This window comes from Actinoplanes sp. CA-252034 (assembly GCF_050956125.1).
Lineage (GTDB): Bacteria > Actinomycetota > Actinomycetes > Mycobacteriales > Micromonosporaceae > Actinoplanes.
Genome location: NZ_CP191846.1, coordinates 3,232,403 through 3,255,074, shown reverse-complemented (window position 1 = coordinate 3,255,074; position 22,672 = coordinate 3,232,403). Strand labels below are relative to the sequence as shown.

General features: G+C 70.1%; 17 protein-coding genes. 7 read left to right on the top strand and 10 right to left on the bottom strand.

Annotated features, from left to right (window positions below; translation table 11 throughout):
* The first annotated feature begins 130 nt into the window (after positions 1-130).
* The 6 genes from ACQPZW_RS14595 (at position 131) to ACQPZW_RS14570 (ending at position 8,316) form a co-directional block, all read left to right on the top strand.
* Positions 131-2,485 (top strand): glycoside hydrolase family 3 N-terminal domain-containing protein, encoded by a 2,355-nt coding sequence (locus tag ACQPZW_RS14595; protein ID WP_433795404.1) that lies wholly within the window; start codon positions 131-133, stop codon positions 2,483-2,485.
* 4 nt (positions 2,486-2,489) lie between these two features.
* Entirely contained in the window at positions 2,490-3,695 is a 1,206-nt protein-coding gene (locus tag ACQPZW_RS14590) for a PP2C family protein-serine/threonine phosphatase (RefSeq protein ID WP_433795403.1), read from the top strand.
* Positions 3,696-3,835: 140 nt separating this feature from the next.
* Positions 3,836-5,272: a gamma-aminobutyraldehyde dehydrogenase gene (locus tag ACQPZW_RS14585; RefSeq protein WP_433795402.1), complete on the top strand. Its 1,437-nt coding sequence runs from the start codon at positions 3,836-3,838 to the stop codon at positions 5,270-5,272.
* On the top strand, positions 5,269-6,534 hold the full coding sequence (gabT, locus tag ACQPZW_RS14580) for a 4-aminobutyrate--2-oxoglutarate transaminase (RefSeq protein WP_433797539.1): 1,266 nt from the start codon (positions 5,269-5,271) through the stop codon (positions 6,532-6,534). The genes ACQPZW_RS14585 and gabT overlap by 4 nt, the downstream gene beginning before the upstream one ends.
* A 48-nt stretch (positions 6,535-6,582) precedes the next feature.
* Entirely contained in the window at positions 6,583-7,038 is a 456-nt protein-coding gene (locus tag ACQPZW_RS14575) for an Lrp/AsnC family transcriptional regulator (protein ID WP_109598266.1), read from the top strand.
* A 6-nt stretch (positions 7,039-7,044) separates the two neighbouring features.
* Positions 7,045-8,316 (top strand): NAD(P)/FAD-dependent oxidoreductase, encoded by a 1,272-nt coding sequence (locus tag ACQPZW_RS14570; protein WP_433795400.1) that lies wholly within the window; start codon positions 7,045-7,047, stop codon positions 8,314-8,316.
* Positions 8,317-8,361: 45 nt separating this feature from the next.
* Here ACQPZW_RS14570 and ACQPZW_RS14565 read toward each other — a convergent pair whose 3' ends face one another.
* Both ACQPZW_RS14565 and ACQPZW_RS14560 read right to left on the bottom strand, forming a co-directional pair.
* Complete coding sequence (locus tag ACQPZW_RS14565) at positions 8,362-9,993, bottom strand: ATP-binding protein (protein ID WP_433795399.1); 1,632 nt, start codon at positions 9,991-9,993, stop codon at positions 8,362-8,364.
* 73 nt (positions 9,994-10,066) lie between these two features.
* A complete protein-coding gene (locus tag ACQPZW_RS14560; RefSeq protein ID WP_433795398.1) occupies positions 10,067-10,495 on the bottom strand; it encodes a response regulator in 429 nt (142 codons plus the stop codon).
* A 132-nt stretch (positions 10,496-10,627) separates the two neighbouring features.
* On the opposite strand from ACQPZW_RS14560, the gene ACQPZW_RS14555 reads away from it, so the two are divergent.
* Positions 10,628-12,523 carry a glycoside hydrolase family 3 protein gene (locus tag ACQPZW_RS14555; RefSeq protein ID WP_433795397.1) on the top strand — a complete coding sequence of 632 codons (1,896 nt, stop codon included), beginning with the start codon at positions 10,628-10,630 and terminating at the stop codon, positions 12,521-12,523.
* A 24-nt stretch (positions 12,524-12,547) separates the two neighbouring features.
* Here ACQPZW_RS14555 and ACQPZW_RS14550 read toward each other — a convergent pair whose 3' ends face one another.
* The 8 genes from ACQPZW_RS14550 to ACQPZW_RS14515 form a co-directional block, all read right to left on the bottom strand.
* Positions 12,548-13,867, bottom strand: coding sequence for an aspartate aminotransferase family protein (locus ACQPZW_RS14550; protein ID WP_433797538.1), 1,320 nt, complete (start codon positions 13,865-13,867; stop codon positions 12,548-12,550).
* Between the two features lie 312 nt (positions 13,868-14,179).
* Positions 14,180-14,977, bottom strand: coding sequence for an ABC transporter permease (locus ACQPZW_RS14545; protein WP_433795396.1), 798 nt, complete (start codon positions 14,975-14,977; stop codon positions 14,180-14,182).
* Positions 14,974-15,837 (bottom strand): ABC transporter permease, encoded by an 864-nt coding sequence (locus ACQPZW_RS14540; RefSeq protein ID WP_433795395.1) that lies wholly within the window; start codon positions 15,835-15,837, stop codon positions 14,974-14,976. The genes ACQPZW_RS14545 and ACQPZW_RS14540 overlap by 4 nt, the downstream gene beginning before the upstream one ends.
* 4 nt (positions 15,838-15,841) lie before the next feature.
* Positions 15,842-17,050 carry a polyamine ABC transporter substrate-binding protein gene (locus tag ACQPZW_RS14535; protein WP_433795394.1) on the bottom strand — a complete coding sequence of 403 codons (1,209 nt, stop codon included), beginning with the start codon at positions 17,048-17,050 and terminating at the stop codon, positions 15,842-15,844.
* A gap of 41 nt (positions 17,051-17,091) precedes the next feature.
* Complete coding sequence (locus ACQPZW_RS14530; RefSeq protein ID WP_433795393.1) at positions 17,092-18,216, bottom strand: ABC transporter ATP-binding protein; 1,125 nt, start codon at positions 18,214-18,216, stop codon at positions 17,092-17,094.
* A 3-nt stretch (positions 18,217-18,219) separates the two neighbouring features.
* A complete protein-coding gene (locus ACQPZW_RS14525; protein WP_433795392.1) occupies positions 18,220-19,671 on the bottom strand; it encodes a gamma-aminobutyraldehyde dehydrogenase in 1,452 nt (483 codons plus the stop codon).
* A 152-nt stretch (positions 19,672-19,823) separates the two neighbouring features.
* Complete coding sequence (locus tag ACQPZW_RS14520) at positions 19,824-21,164, bottom strand: aspartate aminotransferase family protein (protein ID WP_433795391.1); 1,341 nt, start codon at positions 21,162-21,164, stop codon at positions 19,824-19,826.
* Positions 21,165-21,174: 10 nt separating this feature from the next.
* Positions 21,175-22,662 (bottom strand): CoA-acylating methylmalonate-semialdehyde dehydrogenase, encoded by a 1,488-nt coding sequence (locus ACQPZW_RS14515; RefSeq protein WP_433795390.1) that lies wholly within the window; start codon positions 22,660-22,662, stop codon positions 21,175-21,177.
* Positions 22,663-22,672 lie beyond the last annotated feature (10 nt).

Genomic DNA, 22,672 nt, shown 5'->3' with positions numbered 1-22,672 from the left:
TGACGAGTGTCAAGACTCTTGCCCTAACCGTGCCCGGAGCGCGAGAGTTAGCAACGCTGGTGGGGGCGCCACTGTTCGCCGCAGCCCACCGGCCCGCCGTTGAACGGCACCGAAAGTTTCGGAGGTTTCGTTGACAACAAATCCCTGGCAAGATCCGGCGCTGCCGGTTCCCGAGCGCGTCGAGGCACTGCTCGCCGCGATGACGCTCGAGGAGAAGGTGGCCCAGCTCGGCAGCCGGTGGATCGGCAAGGACAAGGGCGCCACCGGCCCGGCCGGCCCCGAGCCGGAGCACGAGCACTCGGTCGCCCCGATGGAGAGCGAGTTCAGCGGGGGCCCCGCGCTGGAGGACGCCAGCCGGCACGGCCTCGGTCAGCTCACCCGGATCTACGGCAGTTACCCCGTCACCGTCGCCGAGGGCGCCGCCGAGCTGGTGCGCCAGCAGCGGATCGTGATGGCCTCGTCCCGGCTGGGGATCCCGGCGATGGTGCACGAGGAGTGCCTCACCGGGTTCACCATGCACGGCGCCTCGGTCTATCCGGCCGCGATCAACTGGGGCGCCACGTTCGACCCCGAGCTGATCGAGCGGATGGCCGCCGCGATCGGGCGGGACATGGCGGCGCTCGGCGTGCACCAGGCGCTCGCCCCCGTGCTCGACGTGGTCCGCGACTACCGGTGGGGCCGGGTGGAGGAGTCCATCGGCGAGGACCCCTACCTGGTCGGAACGGTCGGGTCGGCGTACGTCCGCGGGCTGCAGAGCTCCGGGGTCCTGGCCACGCTCAAGCACTTCGCCGGATACTCCGCCTCTCGCGGCGCCCGCAACCACGGCCCGGTGCCGATGGGCCGCCGCGAGCTGCTCGACATGATCCTGCCACCGTTCGAGGCCGCCGTCCGGTCAGGCGCCGGATCGGTGATGAACTCCTACTCCGACGTCGACGGGGTGCCGGCCGGCGCCGACTCCTGGCTGCTCACCGATCTGCTGCGCGACGAGTGGGGCTTCACCGGCACGGTGGTCTCCGACTACTGGGCGGTGCCGTTCCTGGCGAGCATGCACGGCATCGCCGCCGACGACGGGGACGCCGGGGCCAGGGCACTCGAGGCCGGCATCGACGTGGAGCTGCCCGACACCATCGGGTACGGCGACGAGATGGTCGCCCGGGTGCGCTCCGGCAAGCTCGACGAGTCGTACGTGGAACGCGCCGCCCGCCGGGTGCTGACCCAGAAGGCCGAGCTGGGCCTGCTGGATCCGGAGTGGACCCCGGAGTCGTCGGTGGCCACGTCAGCCGAGGTGACGCTGGACTCGGCGGCCAACCGGGAGCTGGCCCGCGAGGTGGCCGAGCGCTCGATCGTGCTGCTCGATCCGGGTGACGTGCTGCCGCTGTCCGGCACGGGGCGGATGGCGGTGGTCGGCCCCTGCGCCGACGACGCGCGGACCTTCCTGGGCTGCTACGCCTTCGCCAACCACGTGCTCCCCCGCTATCCCGGCGTCGAACCGGAGATCGACCTGCCGACCGCCGCCGAGTCGCTGCGGGCCGAGCTCTCCGGCGCCGAGGTCGCGTACGCCCGCGGTTGTGCCGTCGACGGCGCCGACCGCTCCGGGTTCGCCGAGGCGGTGGCCGCCGCCCGGGACGCCGACGTGTGCCTGGCGTTCGTCGGCGACCTGGCCGGCCTGTTCGGCAAGGGCACCTCGGGCGAGGGCTGCGACGCCGCCGACCTGCGGCTGCCGGGCGTCCAGGCGGATCTTGTCGAAGCGCTTCTCGAGACCGGCACGCCGGTGGTGGTGGTCGTGGTCTCCGGCCGTCCGTACGCGCTGGGCGACTTCGCGGGCCGGGCCGCCGCCCTGGTGCAGGCGTTCATGCCGGGCGAGGAGGGCGGCCCGGCGATCGCGGGCGTGCTGTCCGGCCGGGTGCAGCCCAGCGGCAAGCTGCCGGTGCAGATCCCGCGGACCCCGGGCGGCCAGCCCGGCACCTATCTGCAGCCACGCCTCGGCGCGGTGCACACCGGCACCAGCAACCTGGACCCGACTCCGCTGTTCCCGTTCGGGCACGGCCGGTCGTACACCTCGTTCGAGGTCGGCGACCTGCGCCTGTCCGGCACCCGGGTGCCGACCGACGGCGAGTTCACCGCGACCGTGCGGGTCCGCAACACCGGCGGCCGGGACGGCGCCGAGGTGGTGCAGCTGTACCTGTCCGACCCGGTCGCCCAGGTCACCCGTCCGGTGGTTCAGCTCGCCGGATTCCAGCGGGTGGAGCTGGCCGCCGGCGCCGAAGCGGACGTCGTCTTCCACGTGCACACCGACCGGACGGCGTTCGCCGACCGCGATGTGAAACGTATCGTCGAGCCCGGTGAGCTGCGGGTTCTCGCCGGGACGTCGGCCGGTGACCTGCCCTGCGAGGCGGTCGTCGAGCTGACCGGGCCGGTCCGGCCGGCTGGGCCCGGACGGGTCATCACCACGCCGGTGGAGGTGCGGCTCCGAACACTAGGCTGAGGCCGTGTCCCCTCGCATCAACGACGACGAGCGGCTGCGCCGTCTCGAAGCGGTCACCGATGCGACGCTGTCCCGGCTCGACGTCTCCGATCTCCTCGACGAGCTGCTCGACCGGGTCCGCGACCTGCTGGGTGTGGACACCGCGGCGATCCTGCTGCTGGACGCTCATTCCGGTCAGCTGGTCGCGACCGCGGCCAAGGGCCTGGAGGAGGAGGTGCGGGCCGGGTTCCGGGTGGCGGTGGGGCGTGGCTTCGCCGGCCGGGTCGCGGCGGCCCGCACCGCCGTCCGGCTCACCGACGTCACCCCGAACGACGTGGTCAACCCGATCCTGACGGCCACCGGCATCCGCTCGCTGCTGGGCGTGCCGATCCTGGCCGGCGGGGATCTGATGGGAGTGCTGCACGTCGGCACGCTGAGCCGCCGCGAGTTCGGCGACGACGACGTCAGGCTGCTCGAGCTGGTCGCCGACCGGGTCGCGGCGGCGGGGCGGATCCGATCGGCGAAGCTCGACCAGTCGGCGGCGCTGGCCCTGCAGCGCAGCCTGCTGCCGGCACGGTTGCCGTCGGTGCCCGGCGTCGACCTGGCGGCGCGCTACGTGCCGGGCCACGCCACCGGCATCGGCGGCGACTGGTACGACGTGTTCGTGCTCCCGTCCGGCTGGCTGGGCGTGGTGATCGGCGACGTCTCCGGGCACGGCCTGGCGTCGGCCGTGGTGATGGGCCGCGTCCGCAGCGCGCTCCGCGCGTACGCGCTGATCTGCGACGATCCGGCGGAGGCGCTGACCCTGCTGGATCGCAAGGTGCAGCACTTCGAGGCGGGCAGCCTGACCACCGCCCTCTACGCGATGATCAGTCCCGGCCGGGACCTGGCGATCATCTCCACGGCCGGCCACCTGCGCCCGGTGCTCGCGGGTCCGGACGGCCCGGCCGCGCTGGTCGCCGTGCCGGTCGACCCGCCCCTCGGGGTGATGCGCCCGGATCGGCCCCGGCGGAGCACGGCGGTGCCGCTGGCTCCCGGCGCGCTGCTGCTGTGCTACACCGACGGCCTGGTGGAGCGCCGCGGTGAGGTGATCGACACCGGGCTGGAGCGGCTGGTCGCGCTCGTCCGGGCCGACGCGCCGGACGCGGTCTGCGCTACCGTCATGTCGGAGGCGGCCGATGCGCTGCCGACCGACGACGTCGCGGTTCTGGCCGTTCGCCGCCGCGACTGACGGCGGGTGTGTCACCGTTCGATGGCAGGTTCGTTACCGGCCCCAGTTCGTACGGAAATATTGCTGTGACCTCTTGTTCGCAACGGATTCAGCAGAAAAGATGGGGCCGAATTCGCTGATACCACAGCTGGAGGCGCCGGATGACCGCGAAGACGGTACTGCACAACCTCATCGGGGGCGAAGCCGTCGCACCCGTCGAGGGGCGGTACGAGGATCTCGTCGACCCGTCCACCGGTGAAGTGTTCGCCTCGGCGCCGGTCTCCGGGTCCGAGGACGTCGACCGGGCCATGACCGCCGCCTCGGCCGCGTTCCAGCAGTGGCGCGACACCACCCCCGGCGAGCGGCAGCGGGCCCTGCTCAAGTTCGCCGACGCCATCGAGGCGCGCGCCGACGAGCTGGTGGCCGCCGAGTCGCAGAACACCGGCAAGCCGCTCGGCCTGACCGCCAGCGAGGAGCTGCCGCCGGCCGTCGACCACCTGCGGTTCTTCGCCGGCGCCGCCCGGGTGCTGGAGGGCCGCTCGGCCGGGCAGTACATGAACGGCTTCGAGAGCTATGTGCGCCGCGAGCCGATCGGAGTCTGCGCGCAGGTCACCCCGTGGAACTATCCGCTGCTGATGGCGATGTGGAAGATCGCACCGGCGCTGGCCGCGGGCAACGCCGTGGTGCTCAAGCCGTCCGACACCACGCCGGTCACCAGCGTGCTGCTGGCCGAGATCGCCGCCGAGTTCCTGCCGGCCGGCCTGTTCAACGTGGTCCTCGGCGACCGGGACACCGGCCGGGCCCTGGTCACCCACAAGACCCCGCAGATGGTGTCGATCACCGGCTCGGTCCGGGCCGGCATGGAGGTGGCCGGGTCGGCCGCCGCCGACCTCAAGCGCACCCACCTGGAACTGGGCGGCAAGGCCCCGGTCGTGGTCTTCGACGACGCCGACGTGGAGGCGGCCGCCGCGTCGATCGCCGAGGCCGGCTACTTCAACGCCGGGCAGGACTGCACGGCGGCGACCCGCGTGCTGGCGTCGGCCGGGGTCTACGACGACTTCGTGGCGGCGCTCGCGGCCCAGGCCCGGGAGATCAAGACCGGGGCCCCGGACCGGGAGGACGTGCTCTACGGCCCGGTCAACAACGCCTCGCAACTCGCCCGCGTCGCCGGCTTCATCGAGCGGCTGCCGGACCACGCGGTGCTGCAGACCGGTGGCACGCAGGTCGGGGACCGGGGCTTCTTCTACTCCCCCACGGTCGTCTCGGGGCTGCGCCAGGACGACGAGATCATCCAGAACGAGGTCTTCGGCCCGGTCATCACCGTGCAGAGGTTCGGCGACGAGGACGAGGCGGTCGCCTACGCCAACGGTGTCGAGTACGCCCTGGCCTCCAGCGTCTGGACGAAGGACCACGGCCGGGCCATGCGGATGACGCAGCGGCTCGACTTCGGCTGCGTGTGGGTCAACTGCCACATCCCGCTGGTCGCCGAGATGCCGCACGGCGGCTTCAAGCACTCCGGGCACGGCAAGGACCTGTCGGTGTACGGGTTCGAGGACTACACCCGCATCAAGCACGTCATGCACAACGTGGGGGCCTGATGAGTTCCGAGGAGCTTCACAAACGGCGGATCGCGGCCGTCGCCAAGGGTGTCGGCTCGGTGGTGAACGCCTATGTCGACCATGCGGGCAACGGCACGATCACCGACGTCGACGGCCGGGAGTGGATCGACTTCGCCTCCGGGATCGCGGTCACCAACGTCGGCAACGCCGCCCCGCGGGTGGTCGAGGCGGTCCGCGCGCAGGTCGAGCGGTTCACCCACACCTGTTTCATGGTGGCGCCCTACGAGTCGTACGTGGCGGTCTGCGAGCAGCTGATCGACCTGACGCCGGGCGGCTTCGAGAAGCGGGCGGCGCTGTTCAACTCCGGCGCCGAGGCGGTGGAGAATGCCGTCAAGATCGCCCGGCACGCGACCGGGCGGCCTGCCGTCGTCGTGTTCGACCACGCCTATCACGGCCGGACCAACCTGACGATGGCGCTGACCGCGAAGAACATGCCGTACAAGCACCGGTTCGGCCCGTTCGCCCCGGAGGTGTACCGGGCGCCGATGTCGTACCCGCTGCGCGACGGCGGCCTGGACGGCACCGAGGCGGCCCGCCGGGCGATCGACGTGATCGAGAAGCAGGTCGGCGGGTCGAACGTGGCGGCCGTGCTGATCGAGCCGATCCAGGGCGAGGGCGGTTTCGTGGTGCCGGCGCCGGGCTTCCTGCCGGCGATCGCGGCGTGGGCGACGGCGAACGGGGCGGTGTTCATCGCCGACGAGATCCAGACCGGGTTCGCGCGTACCGGGCAGTGGTTCGCCTCCGAGGACGAGGGCCTGGAGCCGGATCTGATCACCACGGCCAAGGGCATGGGCGGCGGGCTGCCGATCGCCGGTGTCGTCGGCCGGGCCGATCTGATGGACGCGGTGCACGCCGGTGGGCTGGGCGGCACGTACGGCGGCAACCCGGTGGCCTGCGCGGCCGCCCTCGCCGCCATCGAGACCATGCGTGAGCTGGACCTGAACGCCGCGGCCCGGAGCATTGGAGCCACGATCAAGGCCGCGCTGGCCGACACCGATCCCGGTGTCGCCGAGGTGCGTGGCCGGGGCGCCATGATCGCCATGGAGCTGGTGATCCCCGGGACGATCGAACCCGACGCGACCCGCACCGCGGCCGTGTCGAAGGCCTGCCACGAGGCCGGGCTGCTGACGCTGACCTGCGGCACCTACGGCAACGTGCTGCGTCTCCTGCCGCCGCTGATCATCTCGGACGAGGATCTGACCCGTGGACTCGACATCCTCCGCCGCGCTCTGCTCACCTGACGGGCGACCCCTTTGCTGACGTCAAGCGTTCCAGGGAAGAATCGCGGCGTGACGGACGTGACGCTGGACGATACGAACAAACTGATCATCGAGCATCTACAGCGTGACGGCCGTATGTCGTACGCGACGCTCGCCAAGACGATCGGTCTCTCCGAGGCCGCGGTGCGCCAGCGCGTGCAGCGGCTCCTGGACAACGGGCTGATGCAGATCGTGGCCGTGACCGACCCGCTGACGCTGGGCTTCGCCCGGCAGGCGATGGTCGGCCTGCGGGTCAACGGCAACCTGCGGACCATCGCCGATCAGATCGCCGAGGTCCCCGAGGTGGACTACGTGGTGATCTGCGCCGGGCGGTACGACCTGCTCGTCGAGCTGGTCTGCACCGACGACGAGCACCTGCTCGACATCCTCAACGAGAAGGTGCGCACCATCGACGGCGTCACCGAGGCCGACACCTTCATGTATCTGCGGCTCGCCAAACAGACCTACGCCTGGGGAACGCGGTGACTCTTCATGAACAGCCCCTCTTTCTGGCTCGACAGCCTGGGCCCGATCGAGAAGCGCCCGCCGCTCGCCGGTGACCTGCACGCCGACGTGGCCATCGCCGGCGGCGGGTACACGGGCCTGTGGACGGCGTACTACCTGGCGAGGGCCGATCCGTCGAAGCGGATCGTGATCCTCGACGCGGAGTACTGCGGGTTCGGCGCGTCCGGCCGCAACGGCGGCTGGGCGTCCGGCCTCTTCCCGGTCTCCGAGGCCAAGCTCGCGCGCCGGTACGGGCCGGACGCGGCGGCCGCCATGCACCGGGCGCTGGGCGACACCGTCGACGAGGTCGGCCGGGTCGCCGCGGCCGAGGGCATCGACTGCGACTACGCCAAAGGGGGCACGCTCTCCCTGGTCCGCAGCACGGTCCAGCTGCGCCGCGCCCAGGGCGACCCCGGGTTCGTCGACGCGGCGACGGCGACGGCGATGTGTAACGCGACCGGCGTGCTCGGCGGCATCTACAGCGAGCACTGCGCCGCCCTGCACCCGGCCAAACTGGTTCGAGGCCTCGCGGAGACCGTCGAGCGGCTCGGCGTCACCATCCACGAGGGCACCCGCGTCGAGCAGATCAAGACCGGACAGATCAAGACCATGCGGGGTACGGTCCACGCGCCCACGATCGTGCGGGCACTGGAGGGTTACACCGCCGAACTGCCGGGGCACCGTCGGGACATCGCGCCGGTCTACTCCCTGATGATCGTCACCGAGCCGCTGCCCGAGGAGTTCTGGCAGCGCGTGGGCCTGGCCCGGCGCGAGACGTTCACCGACGAGCGGCGGCTGGTCATCTACGGTCAACGAACCGCCGACGATCGGCTGGCGTTCGGCGGGCGCGGCGCCCCGTACCACTTCGGGTCCCGGGTCCGCCCCGAGTACGACCTGGTCCCGGAGGTGTTCGAGGCGCTGCGGGCCACACTCACCGAGCTGTTCGGGATCGACCCGCCGATCGCCTACCGCTGGGGTGGACCGCTCGGCATCGCCCGGGACTGGATGCCGTCGGTCGGCCTGCGTGACGGGATCGCCTGGGCCGGGGGCTACGTGGGTGACGGTGTCGCGGCGGCCAACCTCGCCGGCCGTACCCTCGCTGATCTGATCCGCGGATCGGACAGCGACCTGACCCGCCTGCCGTGGGTCGGGCATCGCTCGCGCCGCTGGGAGCCGGAGCCGGCGCGCTGGCTCGGCATCAACGTGGGCCTGCGGGCCACCGCGCTGCTCGACGCCCTGGACCGCCGCCGCGCCGCGTGAAGGCTCGCGACGTCACTTTCGGCCACTTGAAACGGCCGGCCCTGCCTAGGACGGCCCGGCGAGCGGCAGCCGGATGCGCACGACGGTGCCAGACGGGCGGTTGTCGGACAGGGTGATCGTCCCGCCGTGCAGCAGCACGATGGCCCGGGCCAGGCTCAGGCCCAGCCCGCTGCCGGTGCTGCCCTGGTGGCGCACGTTGCTGCCACGGAAGAACCGGTCGAAGACCCGGACGTGCTCGCCCTCCGGGGTGCCGATGCCGCTGTCGGCGATGTACAGCTCCGCCATCGCGTCGGCCTCGCGCAGCCGCACGTGGATGGGCGCGCCCGGCGGGCTGTAGCGGACCGCGTTGGACAGCACGTCGTCGACGACCTGCCGCAGCCGGACCTCGTCGCAGGGCAGGCGCAGCTCGGCCGGCACCTCGGTGACCAGGGTGAGCCGGCCGCCGCTGTGCCGCAGGCAGGTCACCGCGTCGGCGACCAGCGAGGCCAGGTCGACGTCCCGGAGGTCCAGGCCGAGGTGACCGGAGTCCAGGCCGGCCAGGTCGAGCAGGGTGTCGGCGATGCGCTGCAGCGCCCCGGCGTTACGGGCGATCGTCCCGCTCATCTCCCGGATCTCCGGATCGAGGCCGGCCGTCTCCTCGGCGAGCAGGGTGGCGTTGGCGGTGATCGAGGTCAGCGGGGTGCGCAGCTCGTGCCCGATCAGGTTCACGAAGTCGCCCTGGGCACGGGCCAGCTGCCGGGACAGGTCCTCGGCACGGCGCTGGGCGACGAAGATGCCGACCTGTGCGGCCACCCCGTCGAGCAGCACGGTGAGCAGATCCGGCTCGTACTCCTGGGTGCCGGCGTAGCACGCCAGCACGCCGAGCAGGGTGTCACCGTCCCGGACCGGCACGGCCAGGGCGGTCCGTACGCCGCGGCGCAGGCAGATCTCCACCCGTTCCCGCTCGTGGGCGGTCCGCAGCTCGGATCTGAGCCCGATGTCCGGCATCCAGATCGGGCGGCCGGCGGCCCAGACGCGGCCGGTGATGCCCTGTCCCCACTGCGGGGTGTGGCCGAAGAATCCCTCCGGCTCGAGACCGGCCGAGTCCCAGTGCCCGACCGACTGGAGCAGGCCGGTGGCCCCGTCGATGAGGAAGAGCTCGGCGCACGGCCAGCCGAGGGTGGTGGTGACCGCCCGCAGCAGGCGGGGCGCCGCCTCGGCCGCGGTGGTCGAATGCTTGAGCACGTGCTCGACGGCGATGTGGCAGTTACGGAACCGTTCGACCCGGCGCAGCGCGGTGACCTCGTGGGCGACGGCGACCGCGCCGAGCGGTGTCCCGGCCGGTCCGGGGATGGGCTGCGCGCTGGTGTCGAAGATCCGGACCCGGTGCCCGGGCCGGCTGACCAGGACGTCCTCGGAGACCACGTGCTCGCCGTGCAGGGCGCGCATCAGCGGATTCCCGGCACGGGTCATCGGCCGGCGGTCGGGCGTGGCGAGGTGCCGGATCACCCGGTCCTCGAAGTCGGCCGGGAGCGGGCCGTCAGGGGCGATGCCGGCGATCTCGCGCATCGCCCGGTTGGCGAAGACCACCCGGCCGTCGCCGCCACAGGCGAGCACGCCCGCGTCCATGCTCTGCAGCAGGGCGCCGAGAAAGGCGCCGTCGTCCAGCGCGGCAGCGGCCTCGTCCCGCACCACCATGACCCGCCCGATCCTGTTCAGCGAGGCCCGCGGTCACGGGCTAGCCCACCTCACTTACCCGAATCATCTTTTTTCATACTGAGACGGGCACATCCGCCGGACAGGGATTGTCGGCCGCGTCGTGGTCGTGCGGACCGATGGTGACCAGCTCCTCCATGGTCGCGAGCAGCTGGTCGTTCGGGCACGGCTTGAGCATGATGGCGCAGACCCGCGCCGAGCCGGCCCGCGGATCGCCTGGTCGCAGGTGACCGCTGAGCACGGCCACCGGGACGAACCGGATGTCGTCGTCCGGGTGGTTACGGATCGCCTCGATCAATTCCCAGCCGTCCATCACCGGCATGCCGAGATCGGTGAGCACGAGGTCCGGCCGGTGCTCGAGGATCGCGTCGAACGCCGCCCGTCCGTCCGATGCCCGCAGCACGGTCCATCCGGTTCGCTTGAACACCCTGACCAGTACCAGGGCGATGTCCTCGTCGTCCTCAGCGATCAGCAATACGGCCATGTCAGCTCCGTGGAGAAGTCCGTCGTTCCAGCATGCGCCAGCCCACTGCGAACCGGGGCGATAACCGCATATCGCTACCCACGACTCACGCGTTCTCCCGAGCGGAGGACCGAGCCACCTCAGGAGGACGACATGCGACCCCACTTCCGCCTGGCCGCGCTGGGCGCGGTCGCCGCGCTCACCGTGGCGGTCGTCCCGGTGTCCGCCGCGACGTCACCGGCCGTGGTCTACCGGGACGCGCGGGAGCCGGTGGAGCGCCGGGTCGCCGACCTGCTGTCCCGGATGACCCTGGACGACAAGATCGGGCAGATGACCCAGGCCGAGCGCGCCCGGGTCACCGACGATCCGGGCCTGGTCACACAGTGGCGGCTCGGCTCCGTGCTGTCCGGCGGCGGGTCGGCGCCGACCCCGAACACCCCGGAGTCGTGGACCGCCCTGGTGAACCGGCTCCAGGAGGCGGCCCTCGCCACCCCGCTGAAGATCCCGCTGCTGTACGGCGTCGACGCCGTCCACGGCCACGGCAACGTGCCCGGCGCCACCGTGTTCCCGCACAACATCGGCCTCGGCGCGACCCGTGACGCCGGCCTGGTCGAGAAGGTGTACGCGGCCACCGCCCGGGAGATGCGGGCCACCGGCATCCCGTGGGACTTCGCGCCCTGCGTCTGTGTGACCCGTGACGAACGGTGGGGCCGCTCCTACGAGAGCTTCGGCGAGGACCCGGCCCTGGTCACCCTGCTCGGTGGCAGCGCCGTGGACGGGCTCCAGCGCAACGGGGTGGTGGCGACGGTCAAGCACTTCGCCGGGGACGGCGACACCGAGCCCGGGACCGGGGACAGCGACTACGCCGTCGACCAGGGCGTGACCGTCACCAGCCGGGCCGACTTCGAGCGGATCGACCTCGCCCCGTACGCCGCCGCCGTCGCACGCGGGGTGCACACCGTCATGCCGTCGTTCTCCAGCGTCGACTGGACCGAGGACGGCGCCGGGAATCCGGTCAAGATGCACGCCGACCGAGAGCTGCTCACCGGCACGCTCAAGGAACGGCTCGGTTTCGCCGGGTTCGTGATCAGCGACTGGGAGGCCGTCCACCAGCTCCCGTCGGCGAGCGGCGGGGCGGAGCCCACCGCCGACCAGGTACGGGCCGGGGTCGAGGCGGGCGTCGACATGTTCATGGAGCCGAACACCGCCGCGCTGTTCCAGGAGCGCCTGCGGGCCGAGGTGCTGGCCGGGCGGGTGCCGATGTCCCGGATCGACGACGCCGTCACGCGGATCCTGCGGGTCAAGTTCGAGCTCGGGCTCTTCGAGAGCCCGTACGCCACCGCCGGGCCGATCGGGACCCCCGCGCACCGGGAGCTCGCCCGCGAGGCCGTCGCCGCGTCCCAGGTCCTGCTGCAGAACACCGGGAACCTGCTACCGCTGTCCCCGGACGCCCGGATCTACGTGGCCGGGCGCAGCGCCGACGACATCGGCATGCAGTCCGGCGGCTGGACCGTCGACTGGCAGGGCCGCGACGGCGACGTCATCCCCGGCACCACGATCCTCGACGGCATCCGGTCGGCGGCGGCCGAGGTCACCTTCAGTGCCGACGCGTCCGCCCCGATCGGCACGTCCGACGTCGGCGTCGTCGTGGTCGGCGAGACGCCCTACGCCGAGGGCTTCGGCGACGTCGGCAGCGCGCCCTGGAGTCACGGCACCGCCGGGCAGAGGGAGCCCAAGTCGCTCACCCTGCAACCGGCGGACCGCGCCGTCGTCGACAAGGTCTGCGGCGCGGTCGACCGGTGCGTGGTCCTGATCGTCTCCGGGCGGCCGCAGGTGATCACCGACCAGCTCGCCGGGATCGACGCGATGGTCGCCTCGTGGCTGCCCGGCAGCGAGGGCGCCGGGGTCGCCGACGTGCTGTTCGGCGCGAAGCCGTTCACCGGGCGGCTGCCGGTGTCCTGGCCGCGCTCGGCCGGCCAGGTCCCGGTCAACGTCGGCGACGACGACTACCGGCCCCTCTATCCGTACGGCTGGGGCCTGCGCACCTGATCCGGAGCGCTCACCGCAGCGGCGTCAGAGGCGGTTGTGGGCCTCGGTGAGGACCGCCCGCAGGATCTGCTCGATCTCGGCGAACTGGGTCTCGGTCGCGGTCAGCGGCGGCGCCAGCTGGATCACCGGGTCACCGCGGTCGTCGGCGCGGCAGTAGAGACCGGCCTCGAACAGGGCCTGCGAGAGGAAGCCGCGGAGCAGGCGCTCGGACTCGTCGGCGTCGAACGTCTCCTTGGTGGTCTTGTCCTTGACCATCTCGATGCCGAAGAAGTAGCCGTCGCCGCGGACGTCACCGACGATCGGCAGGTCGAGCAGCCTCTCCAGGTACGACCGGAAGACCGGGCTGTTCTCGCGGACGTGCTGGTTGAGGCCCTCACGCTCCATGATGTCCAGGTTGGCCAGCGCGACCGCCGCGCCGACCGGGTGGCCACCGTAGGTGATGCCGTGCGCGAACCAGTTGGTGCCGGTGAGGAACGGCTCGGCCAGGCGGTCCGAGGCGATCATCGCGCCGAGCGGGACGTACCCGGAGGTCAGGCCCTTGGCGACGGTGATGATGTCGGGCTGGTAGCCGTACCGGTCGGCGCCGAAGTACTCACCGAGGCGGCCGAACGCGCAGATCACCTCGTCGGAGACGAGCAGCACGTCGTACTGGTCGCAGATCTCGCGGACCCGCTGGAAGTAGCCGGGCGGCGGCGGGAAGCAGCCGCCGGCGTTCTGCACCGGCTCGAGGTAGACGGCGGCGATCGTGTCCGGGCCCTCGAACTCGATCTGCTCGGCGATCCGGTCGGCGGCCCAGATCCCGAACTGCTCGGGCGTCATGCTCTCGTCGGGGCGGCGGTAGTAGTTGGTGTTCGGCACGCGCATCGTCGACGGGACGAGCGGCTCGAAGTCCTGCTTGAACGGCGGGATGCCGGTGATCGACAGGGCGCCCATCGAGCTGCCGTGGTAGGCGACGGCCCGGGAGATGACCTTGGTCTTGAGGGGCTTGCCGACCCGCTTGAAGTACGAGCGGGCCAGTTTCCACGCCGACTCGACGGCCTCCGAGCCGCCGGTGGTGAAGAAGACCCGGTTCAGGTCGCCGGGTGCCAGGTCGGCGAGACGCTTGGCCAGCTCGATCGCCTTCGGGTGGGCGTAGGACCAGATCGGGAAGTAGGCCAGCTCGGCCGCCTGCTTGGCGGCGGCGTCGGCCAGCTCCTGCCGGCCGTGCCCGGTCTGCACCACGAACAGGGCGGAGAGACCGTCCAGGTAGCGGCGGCCGGCGGAGTCCCAGACATAGCAGCCGTCACCGCGGGTGATCACCGGAACCGGGGCGCTCTGGTAGGCCGACAGCCGGGTGAAGTGCATCCAGAGGTGGTCTCGGGCGGTGTTGGACAGTGCGTCCACGTCAGCGGGGGATCGGTCTGTCACGGGTATCTCTCCCACTAGTTCAGGATGTTGATCCGATACTGCCCACGGATTCCGTCGCGCACAAGACAGTCAGCCACTATTTCCGCAGGTTTTACAATGTCCCGATGGTGAGGATCGTGCCGCTGGAGGACGACTCGGACCGGCTGGTGGCAGCGTTGTTCGTACGATCACTGCTGCGTCAGCGACGGCGACGCCGGGAATGGAATGCGGCCCGGCGCTGACCGCGCCGGACCGCACACATCGGGTCTCTCAGGCCGCAGCGGCGACCTTCCGCTTCGACCGCGAGCGGAGGTTGGAGATCACCGCGAACAGCACGCCGGCCGCGAAGATCATCGTCCCCATCACGTTGACCTGCGGCGGCAGGCCGACACGGGTCGCACCCCAGATCCACAGCGGGAACGTCTCGGTGGTTCCCGCGGTGAAGTTGGTGATCACGAAGTCGTCGATGGAGAGCGCGAAGGCGAGCATCACACCGGACATGACGGCCGGCAGGATGATCGGGAAGATCACCTTCCAGAAGGTGGACCACCCGGTCGCGCCCAGGTCGGCGGCCGCCTCCTCCAGGGACCGGTCCAGGGTCATCACCCGGGCCCGGACCACGATGGCGACGAACGAGACCGAGAACATCACGTGGGCGATCGTGATGGTCACCGTCCCCAGCGAGACGCCCATCGACACGAACAGGCTGAGCAGCGACGAGCCCATCACCAGCTCGGGTGAGGAGATCGCGGCGAACATCAGCAGGTTGAGGGAGCCCGCCCCCCTGAACCGGAAGCGGCCCAGCGCATACCCGATGCCGGTGCCGAGCGCCCCGGCGATCAGTGCGGTCAGCACCGCGACGAGCAGCGACGTCACCAGCGCGTCGGTGAGCGCCTCCAGCGCGAACACGTCCTTGTACCACTTGAACGTGAAGCCCTGCCAGGTCTGGTTGTACCGCCCGCTCGGGTTGTTGAACCCGAACAGGATCATCACCGAGATCGGCAGGATCAGCCAGCCGATCAGCACCCACGTGTAGACGTGCAGCAGGCGTCCCCCACGGCCGGTCATCGCGCCGCCACCTTCATCACGTCCTCCGTGCCCAGTGCCCGGGCGTAGGCGAAGACACCGATCAGCAGCACCGCCATCAGTGTGAACGACAGCGCCGACGCGGACGGGTAGTCGGAGTTGGACAGGTACTTGGCCTGGATGACCTGGCCGATCATGGTCGTCTCCGAACTGCCGAGCAGCTCCGAGTTGACGTAGTCGGAGCTGGCCGGCACGAAGGTCATCAGCACGCCGGCGAAGACGCCCGGCAGCGCCAACGGGAAGATCACCTTGCGGAACGAGGTCATCGGGGAGGCGTACAGGTCCCGGGCCGCCTCGACCACGCGCGGGTCGATGCGCTCCAGCGCCACGTAGATCGGCAGCACCATGAACGGCAGGAAGCTGTACACCAGCCCGGCGATGACCGCGCCGGAGGTGCCGAGCACGTTGAAGCTGTCGGGGAGGATCCCGGCGGCCTTCAGCGGGTGCAGCAGCACCCCGTCGTCGGTGAGCAGCATCCGCCACGAGATGGTGCGCAGCACGAACGACACGAAGAACGGCAGCATGATCAGGAACAGGTACGTCGACTTCCGTCTGCCCCCGTAGAAGGCGATCCAGTAGGCGACCGGGAACGCCATCACGATCAGCACGATCGACGTGACGGCGCCGTACACCAGCGAGCGGATCAGCTGGGTCTGATAGTCCGCCAGCGACTCCGTGTAGTTCTGCCAGTGGCCGGTGAACACGAAGCCGTTGACGATGTCGCCCTCCTGCAGCGACAGCGACAGCATGGTGACCATCGGCACCGCGAAGAACAGCAGGAGCCACAGCCCGCCGGGCAGGACGAGCAGATAGGGCGCGAGTGTACGTTTCACCCGGTCCATGCGATTACCCGAGCACGATCGGCTGGAACACCCGCTCGAAGTCGTTCTTCTCCTCGGCGGTGTTGAAGTTGACGTAGTAGTGCAGCCGCTTGTACTCGGCGTCGCCCGGGAAGACGAGCGGGCTGTCGGCCACCGAGAGCAGGAAGTCCTTGTCCTCGCCGGACGCGGCGGCAGCGTGCTTCTTCATCTGGGCCTGGGCGCCGGGCACCGGGCACACGTAGTTGATGTACTCGGCGAGCGTGGTGGCGTTCTCCAGCTCGTAGAGGTAGTCCATCAGCGTGATCGCGTCGACCGGGTTCTCGGCGGTGATCGGGATGGCCATGTTGTCGGTCCAGATGGTGCCGCCCTCGGACGGGATCACGAACTTGAAGTTCGTGCCGTCGGAGACGTTCTTCTGGAAGATGTCCCCGGACCAGGCCTGGGTGATCCAGACCTCGCCCTTGCCGAGCGCGTCGACGTAGCTCTGGTCGTAGTAGTTGCGGACGATGTCGCCGTCCTTCTGCTCCTTGAGCTTGGCCGCCGCCTGCCTCCACGAGGTCTCGTCCGACTTGGACGGGTCGAGGCCGGCCGCGAGCAGGCCGAAGTTGGCCAGTTCCTGGAGGTCCTTGAACATGCCGACCTTGCCCTTGTACTTCGGGTTCCACAGGTCGGCGAGGCTGGTGATCGGCTCTTTGATCTTCGACGGGTCGTAGGCGATACCGGTGATGCCGGACGCGTACGGGATGCTGAAGACATTGCCCGGGTCGTACGAGGAGGTGGCGTACGACTTGGCCGCGTTGGCGGCGTAGTTCGGCAGCTTCGCGTGGTCGAGCGGAGCGAGGAAGCCGGAGTCACGGAACTGGCCGAACTGGACCGAGTTGGTGATGACCATCAGGTCGTAGCCGATCGACTGCCCGGCCGACAGCTGCGGCTGGACCTTGGCGAACCAGGGGCCCATCTCCTGGATGACCTCGTCGTAGGTCACCTGGATGCCGGTCTTCTGAGTGAACTTCTTGAGCTCCGGCTTCTTCGGGTCCATGTAGAGCGGCCAGTTGGCGAAGTTGAGCTTGCCGGACTGGGTCTTGCCGGACCAGAACTTCGCGACGGCGTCAGGCGCAATACTGGCCTGCGGCTTGCCCTTGCCCTCCACGCCACACGCGGCGAGGAAAGCGCCCATCGCCGACAATCCACCGAGGCGCAGCGCGTCACGGCGACCGAGCCGCGACTGCGTCATGCCTCGCAGGAGGGAGGGGCTCGGCTTATCGGTGGGGAACATCAGACTCCGATCGGGTACGAGTGCTGGGGGGCCCAGGTGAGGAAGACGCGCTCGCCACGAGACGCGACGTCCTCTGCATCGTGAGCATTCTGATCGAACACCACGAAGTCCGTTCCAGCGGTGGTCGCCACTGTGTAATTCGTCGAGGTCCCGTGATAGACGACCTCGGTGACGGTGCCGGAGAGAAGGCTCCCGTTGACATTGCTCGGAATCGTCCGGTGCAGGTCGATCTTCTCCGGGCGGACCGAGACCTCGATGCCGCGGCCCACGGCGACGCCGGCCGGAACCGGCACCACGACGCGCTCGCCGGGGCCCTTGTCGAGGACCGCGTAGCCCTGGTCGGACCAGCTGACCGTGCCGTCGATGATGTTGGAGGTGCCGATGAAGCCGGCCACGAACCGGGTGGACGGGCGCTCGTAGATGTCGCGCGGCGAGCCGAGCTGCTCGATCAGGCCGCTGTTCATCACCGCGATCCGGTCGCTCATGGTGAGCGCCTCGCCCTGATCGTGGGTGACGTAGACGAAGGTGATGCCGACCTCACGCTGGATGCGCTTGAGCTCGATCTGCATCTGCTGGCGCAGCTTGAGGTCGAGCGCGCCGAGCGGCTCGTCGAGCAGCAGCGCCCGCGGGTGGTTGACCAGTGCCCGGGCCAGCGCGACCCGCTGCTGCTGGCCGCCCGACATCTCCTTGGGCTGCCGCTTCTCCATGCCGGTGAGCGAGACGATCTCGAGCATCTCGCCGACCCGGCGCCTGACCTCGCTCCTGTCGACCTTCTTGCGCTCGAGCCCGAACGCGACGTTCTGCTGCACGGTCAGGTGCGGGAAGAGCGCGTAGGACTGGAAGACCATGTTGACGTCACGCTTGTTCGGCGCGACGCCGGTCACGTCCTTGCCGTCCAGGAAGACCTTGCCGGCCGTGGGGTCCTCGAAGCCCGCGATCATCCGCATGGTGGTGGTCTTGCCGCAGCCGGACGGCCCGAGCAGTGAGAAGAACTCCCCCTGTCCGATCGCCAGGTCCAGGCTCTTGACGGCGGGCACCGCCTCACCGTGCGACAGGTAGTCCTTGCGCACGCCGGCGAACTCGATCGCCGGTGTGGGGACCGGCGTGGAGGGAGGAGTGGTCATCTATCACCTCTGGGCGGGGGTGTCATTGAAGCTCATCACGTGCTTGATACGGGTGTATTCCTCGAACCCGTACATCGACAGATCCTTGCCGTAACCGGAGTGACCGTATCCGCCGTGCGGCATCTCGGACACGAAGGGTAGGTGCGTGTTGATCCAGACCGCGCCGAAGTCCAGTCGGCGGGACATCCGCATGGCCCGGCCGTGGTTCTGCGTCCAGACGCTGGCGCTCAGGCCGAACCGCACGTCGTTGGCCCACCGCACCGCCTGGTCCTCGTCGGTGAAGCTCTGCACCGTGACGACCGGGCCGAAGATCTCGTCCTGGATCATCTCGTCCCGCTGCCGCAGGCCGGCCACGACGGTCGGCGCGAAGAAGTAGCCGCGGTCGCCGACGCGGTGGCCGCCGGTGACGACCTCGGCGTGGTCGGGGGTGCGGTTCAGGAAGCCGGTGACCCGGTCCAGCTGGTTCACGTTGTTGACCGGGCCGAAGAAGGCGTCCGGGTCGCTGGGCGCGCCGACCTTCGTGGCGCGGGCCGCCTCGGCCAGCGCCGCGGTGAAGTCGGCGGCGATGCGCTCGTGCACCAGCACGCGGGTGGCGGCGGTGCAGTCCTGCCCGGCGTTGAAATACCCGGCGCCGGCGACCGCGGCGGCCGTGGCGGCGATGTCGACGTCGTCGAAGACCACGACCGGGGCCTTGCCACCCAGCTCCAGGTGCACGCGCTTGAGGTCGGGCGCGGCGGCCGCGGCGACCTCCATCCCGGCGCGGGTCGAGCCGGTGATCGACACGAACTGCGGGGTCGGGTGCGTGACCAGGGAACGGCCGGTGTCCCGGTCACCGCAGACCACGTTGAGCACGCCCGGCGGCAGGAACTCGCCCGCGATCTCCGCCAGCAACAGTGAGCTGACAGGGGTCGTGTCCGATGGTTTGAGCACCACCGAGTTGCCGGCCGCGATGGCGGGAGCGAACTTCCACACACCCATCACCATCGGATAGTTCCACGGGGTGATCTGTGCGCAGACGCCGATCGGCTCACGGCGTACGAACGAGGTGTGGTCCCGCAGGTACTCCCCGGCGGCCTTGCCCTCCAGGATGCGCGCGGCGCCGGCGAAGAACCGCAGCTCGTCGAGGATCGGGCCCATCTCCTCGACGCGGGTCGCCTCGACCGGCTTGCCGGTGTTGCGCACCTCGGCCGCGATGATCTCGTCGGCGCGCGCCTCGATCGCGTCGGCGATGCGCAGCAGCGCCCGCTGGCGCTCGGCGGGGGTGCTGTCCCGCCAGATCTCGAAGCCCTCCGCGGCGGCCGCCACCGCCTTCTCGACGTCCCGCGCCGAGGAGACCGGCGCCTGTGCGTACGTCTCCCCGGTGCTGGGATCGATCACCGGTGACGTGACGCCGTCCTCGGTGCCGGTGTAGGCCCCGGCGACGAAGTTGCGCAGCACGGGAACAGGTGTGCTCACAGGGATTTGGCCTTCCGTCTAGGGCGATCTCACCCGGACTGGAGGGACCTTGTCACACCGGTGAGCGAGCTAGCAAGGGAATCCGAAGTAATTTCCAAAACCGAAACGGAATCAGAAGATCCGACCCCGTTTCAGCTACGCAATCCGGTGTTTCAGGCGGCGTAATAGCCGTCGGCGACGGTCAGTGCCTCGTCGATGATCGCGAGGCCCGTACGCAACTCCTCAGCCGTGATCGTGCACGGCGGGACCACGTGCAGCCGGTTGAAGTGAACGAACGGCCACAGGCCCCGTTCCTTGCAGGCGGCGGCGACCGCGTTCATCGGCGCGGCCGTGGCACCGGCGGCGTTGAACGGTACCAAAGGCGCCCTGGTGTCCCGATCGGTGACCAGCTCGATCGCCCAGAACACGCCCAGGCCGCGAACCTCGCCGACGCTGGGGTGCTTTTCCGACATCTCTTTTAAATGGGGCCCGATGATGTCGTCGCCGAGCGCGCGGGCGTGCTCGACGATTCCCTCCTCCTTGAAGATCTGCATGCTGGCGACCGCCGACGCGCAGGCCAGCGGGTGCCCGGAGTAGGTGAGGCCGCCCGGGAACGGGCGCTCGCGGAACGTCTCGGCGATCTCGTCGGAGATCACCACCCCACCCAGCGGCAGGTAGCCGGAGTTGACGCCCTTAGCGAACGTGATCAGGTCGGGGGCCACGCCCCAGCGATCGACCGCGAACCACTCGCCGCACCGGCCGAAGCCCGCCATCACCTCGTCGGCGATGAACACGATGCCGAACTCGTCGCAGATCTCCCGCACGCCCGCCAGGTAACCGGGCGGCGGGACCAGGATGCCGTTGGTGCCGACCACGGTCTCCAGCAGGATCGCCGCGATCGTGGCCGGACCCTCGAAGACGATCGTGTCGCGCAGATGCTGCAGCGCCCGCCGGCTCTCCTCCTGCTCGTCCTGGGAATGGAAGGGTGACCGATAGGGATAGGGGCCCCAGAAATGGACGACCCCGACCGCGACCGGCTCGTTCGGCCAGCGCCGCGGGTCGCCGGTCGCCGTGATCGCCGTGGCGGTCGACCCGTGGTAGCTGCGATAGGTCGACAGCACCTTGTGCCGGCCCGTGTGCAGGCGGGCCATCCGGATCGCGTTCTCGTTCGCCTCGGCGCCGCCGTTGGTGAAGAACACCTTGTTCAGGTGGGCCGGGGCGATCTCGGCGATCATCCGGGCCGCCTCGCCGCGCTTGTCGTTGGCGAAGGCCGGCTGGATGGTGGCCAGCTTCCCGGCCTGCTCCTGGATCGCGGCGATCAGGCGCGGATGCTGGTGCCCGATGTTGATGTTGACGAGCTGCGACGAGAAGTCCAGGTACTTCTTGCCGGTGTAGTCCCAGAAATGGCTGCCGAGCGCCTTCTCGATGGGCAGCGGGTCGATCAGGCCCTGCGCGGACCAGGAGTGGAAGACGTGCGCGCGGTCGTCGGCGCGCACCTGCGATTCAGTGCTCACTAGTCGATCCTCAACGAGTCTGCGGGAAGCCGAGGTCGATCGCCGAGGTTCCCGGGTCGGGCCAGCGGGACGTGACGACCTTGCTGCGGGTGAAGAAGTGGATGCCGTCCGGGCCGTACATGTGGGTGTCGCCGAACAGCGACGCCTTCCAGCCACCGAACGAGTAGTAGGCGACCGGCACCGGGATCGGCACGTTCACGCCGACCATGCCCGCGTTGACGTCGAACTGGAACTGCCGGGCCGCGCCGCCGTCGCGGGTGAAGATGGCGGTGCCGTTGCCGTACTCGTTGTCGTTGACCAGCTGCAGCGCCTCGGCGTAGGTGTCCACGCGGACGACGCTCAGCACCGGGCCGAAGATCTCGTCGGTGTAGACGGTCATCGACGGGGTGACGTTGTCGAGCAGGGTGGCGCCCAGGAAGAAGCCGTCCTTCGGCAGGTCGTCGGCGCGGCCGTCGGCCACCACCGTGGCGCCCTCCGTGACACCGGTCTCGATGTAGCCGGCCACCTTGTCGCGGTGCTGGGCACTGATCAGCGGGCCCATCTCGGAGGCGGGGTCCGCACCATCGCCAATCTTGATCTTGGGGAGTCGCGCGGCGATCGCCTCGACCAGCGGGTCGGCGATCTCGCCGACCGCGACCACCACGGAGATCGCCATGCAGCGCTCGCCGGCCGCGCCGTAACCCGCGCTGATCGCCGCGTCGGCGGCCGCGTCGAGCTCCGCGTCGGGCAGCACGATCATGTGGTTCTTCGCGCCGCCGAGGGCCTGCACGCGCTTGCCGTGGGAGGTGCCGGTCTCGTAGATGTACTTGGCGATCGGGGTCGAGCCGACGAAGCTGACCGCCGCGATGTCCGGATGGACGAGGATCGCGTCGACCGCCTCCTTGTCACCGTTGACGACGGTGAACACACCGTCCGGCAGGCCCGCCTCCTTCCACAGCCTCGCCAGCCAGAGCGCGGCCGACGGGTCCTTCTCGCTGGGCTTGAGCACGAACGCGTTGCCCGAGGCGATCGCGGTCGCGCACATCCACAACGGGACCATCGCCGGGAAGTTGAACGGGGTGATGCCGGCGACCACACCGAGCGGCTGGCGGATCGAGTAGACGTCGACGCCGGTGGCGGCCTGCTCCGAGAAGTTGCCCTTCATCAGGTGCGGGATGCCGGTGGCGAACTCCACGTTCTCCAGGCCGCGGGCCACCTCGCCGGCCGCGTCGGCGAGCACCTTGCCGTGCTCGCGGGTGACGATCGCGGACAGCTCGCCGGTGCGCGAGGCGAGCAGCTCACGGAACTTGAACAGGACCGCCGAACGCTTCGACAGCGACGCCTCCCGCCAGGCCCGGGCCGCCTCCTTCGCCGTCTTGACCGCCGCGTCGACCTCTTTCCCGCTGGCGAGATCGACAGCGGCGATCTGCTCGCCGGTAGCGGGGTTGAAGACCGGGCCGACACGGCCCGAGGTGCCGGCGGTCTCGGCGCCGCCGATCCAGTGCGCGATGTGATTCATGCTCCGAGAT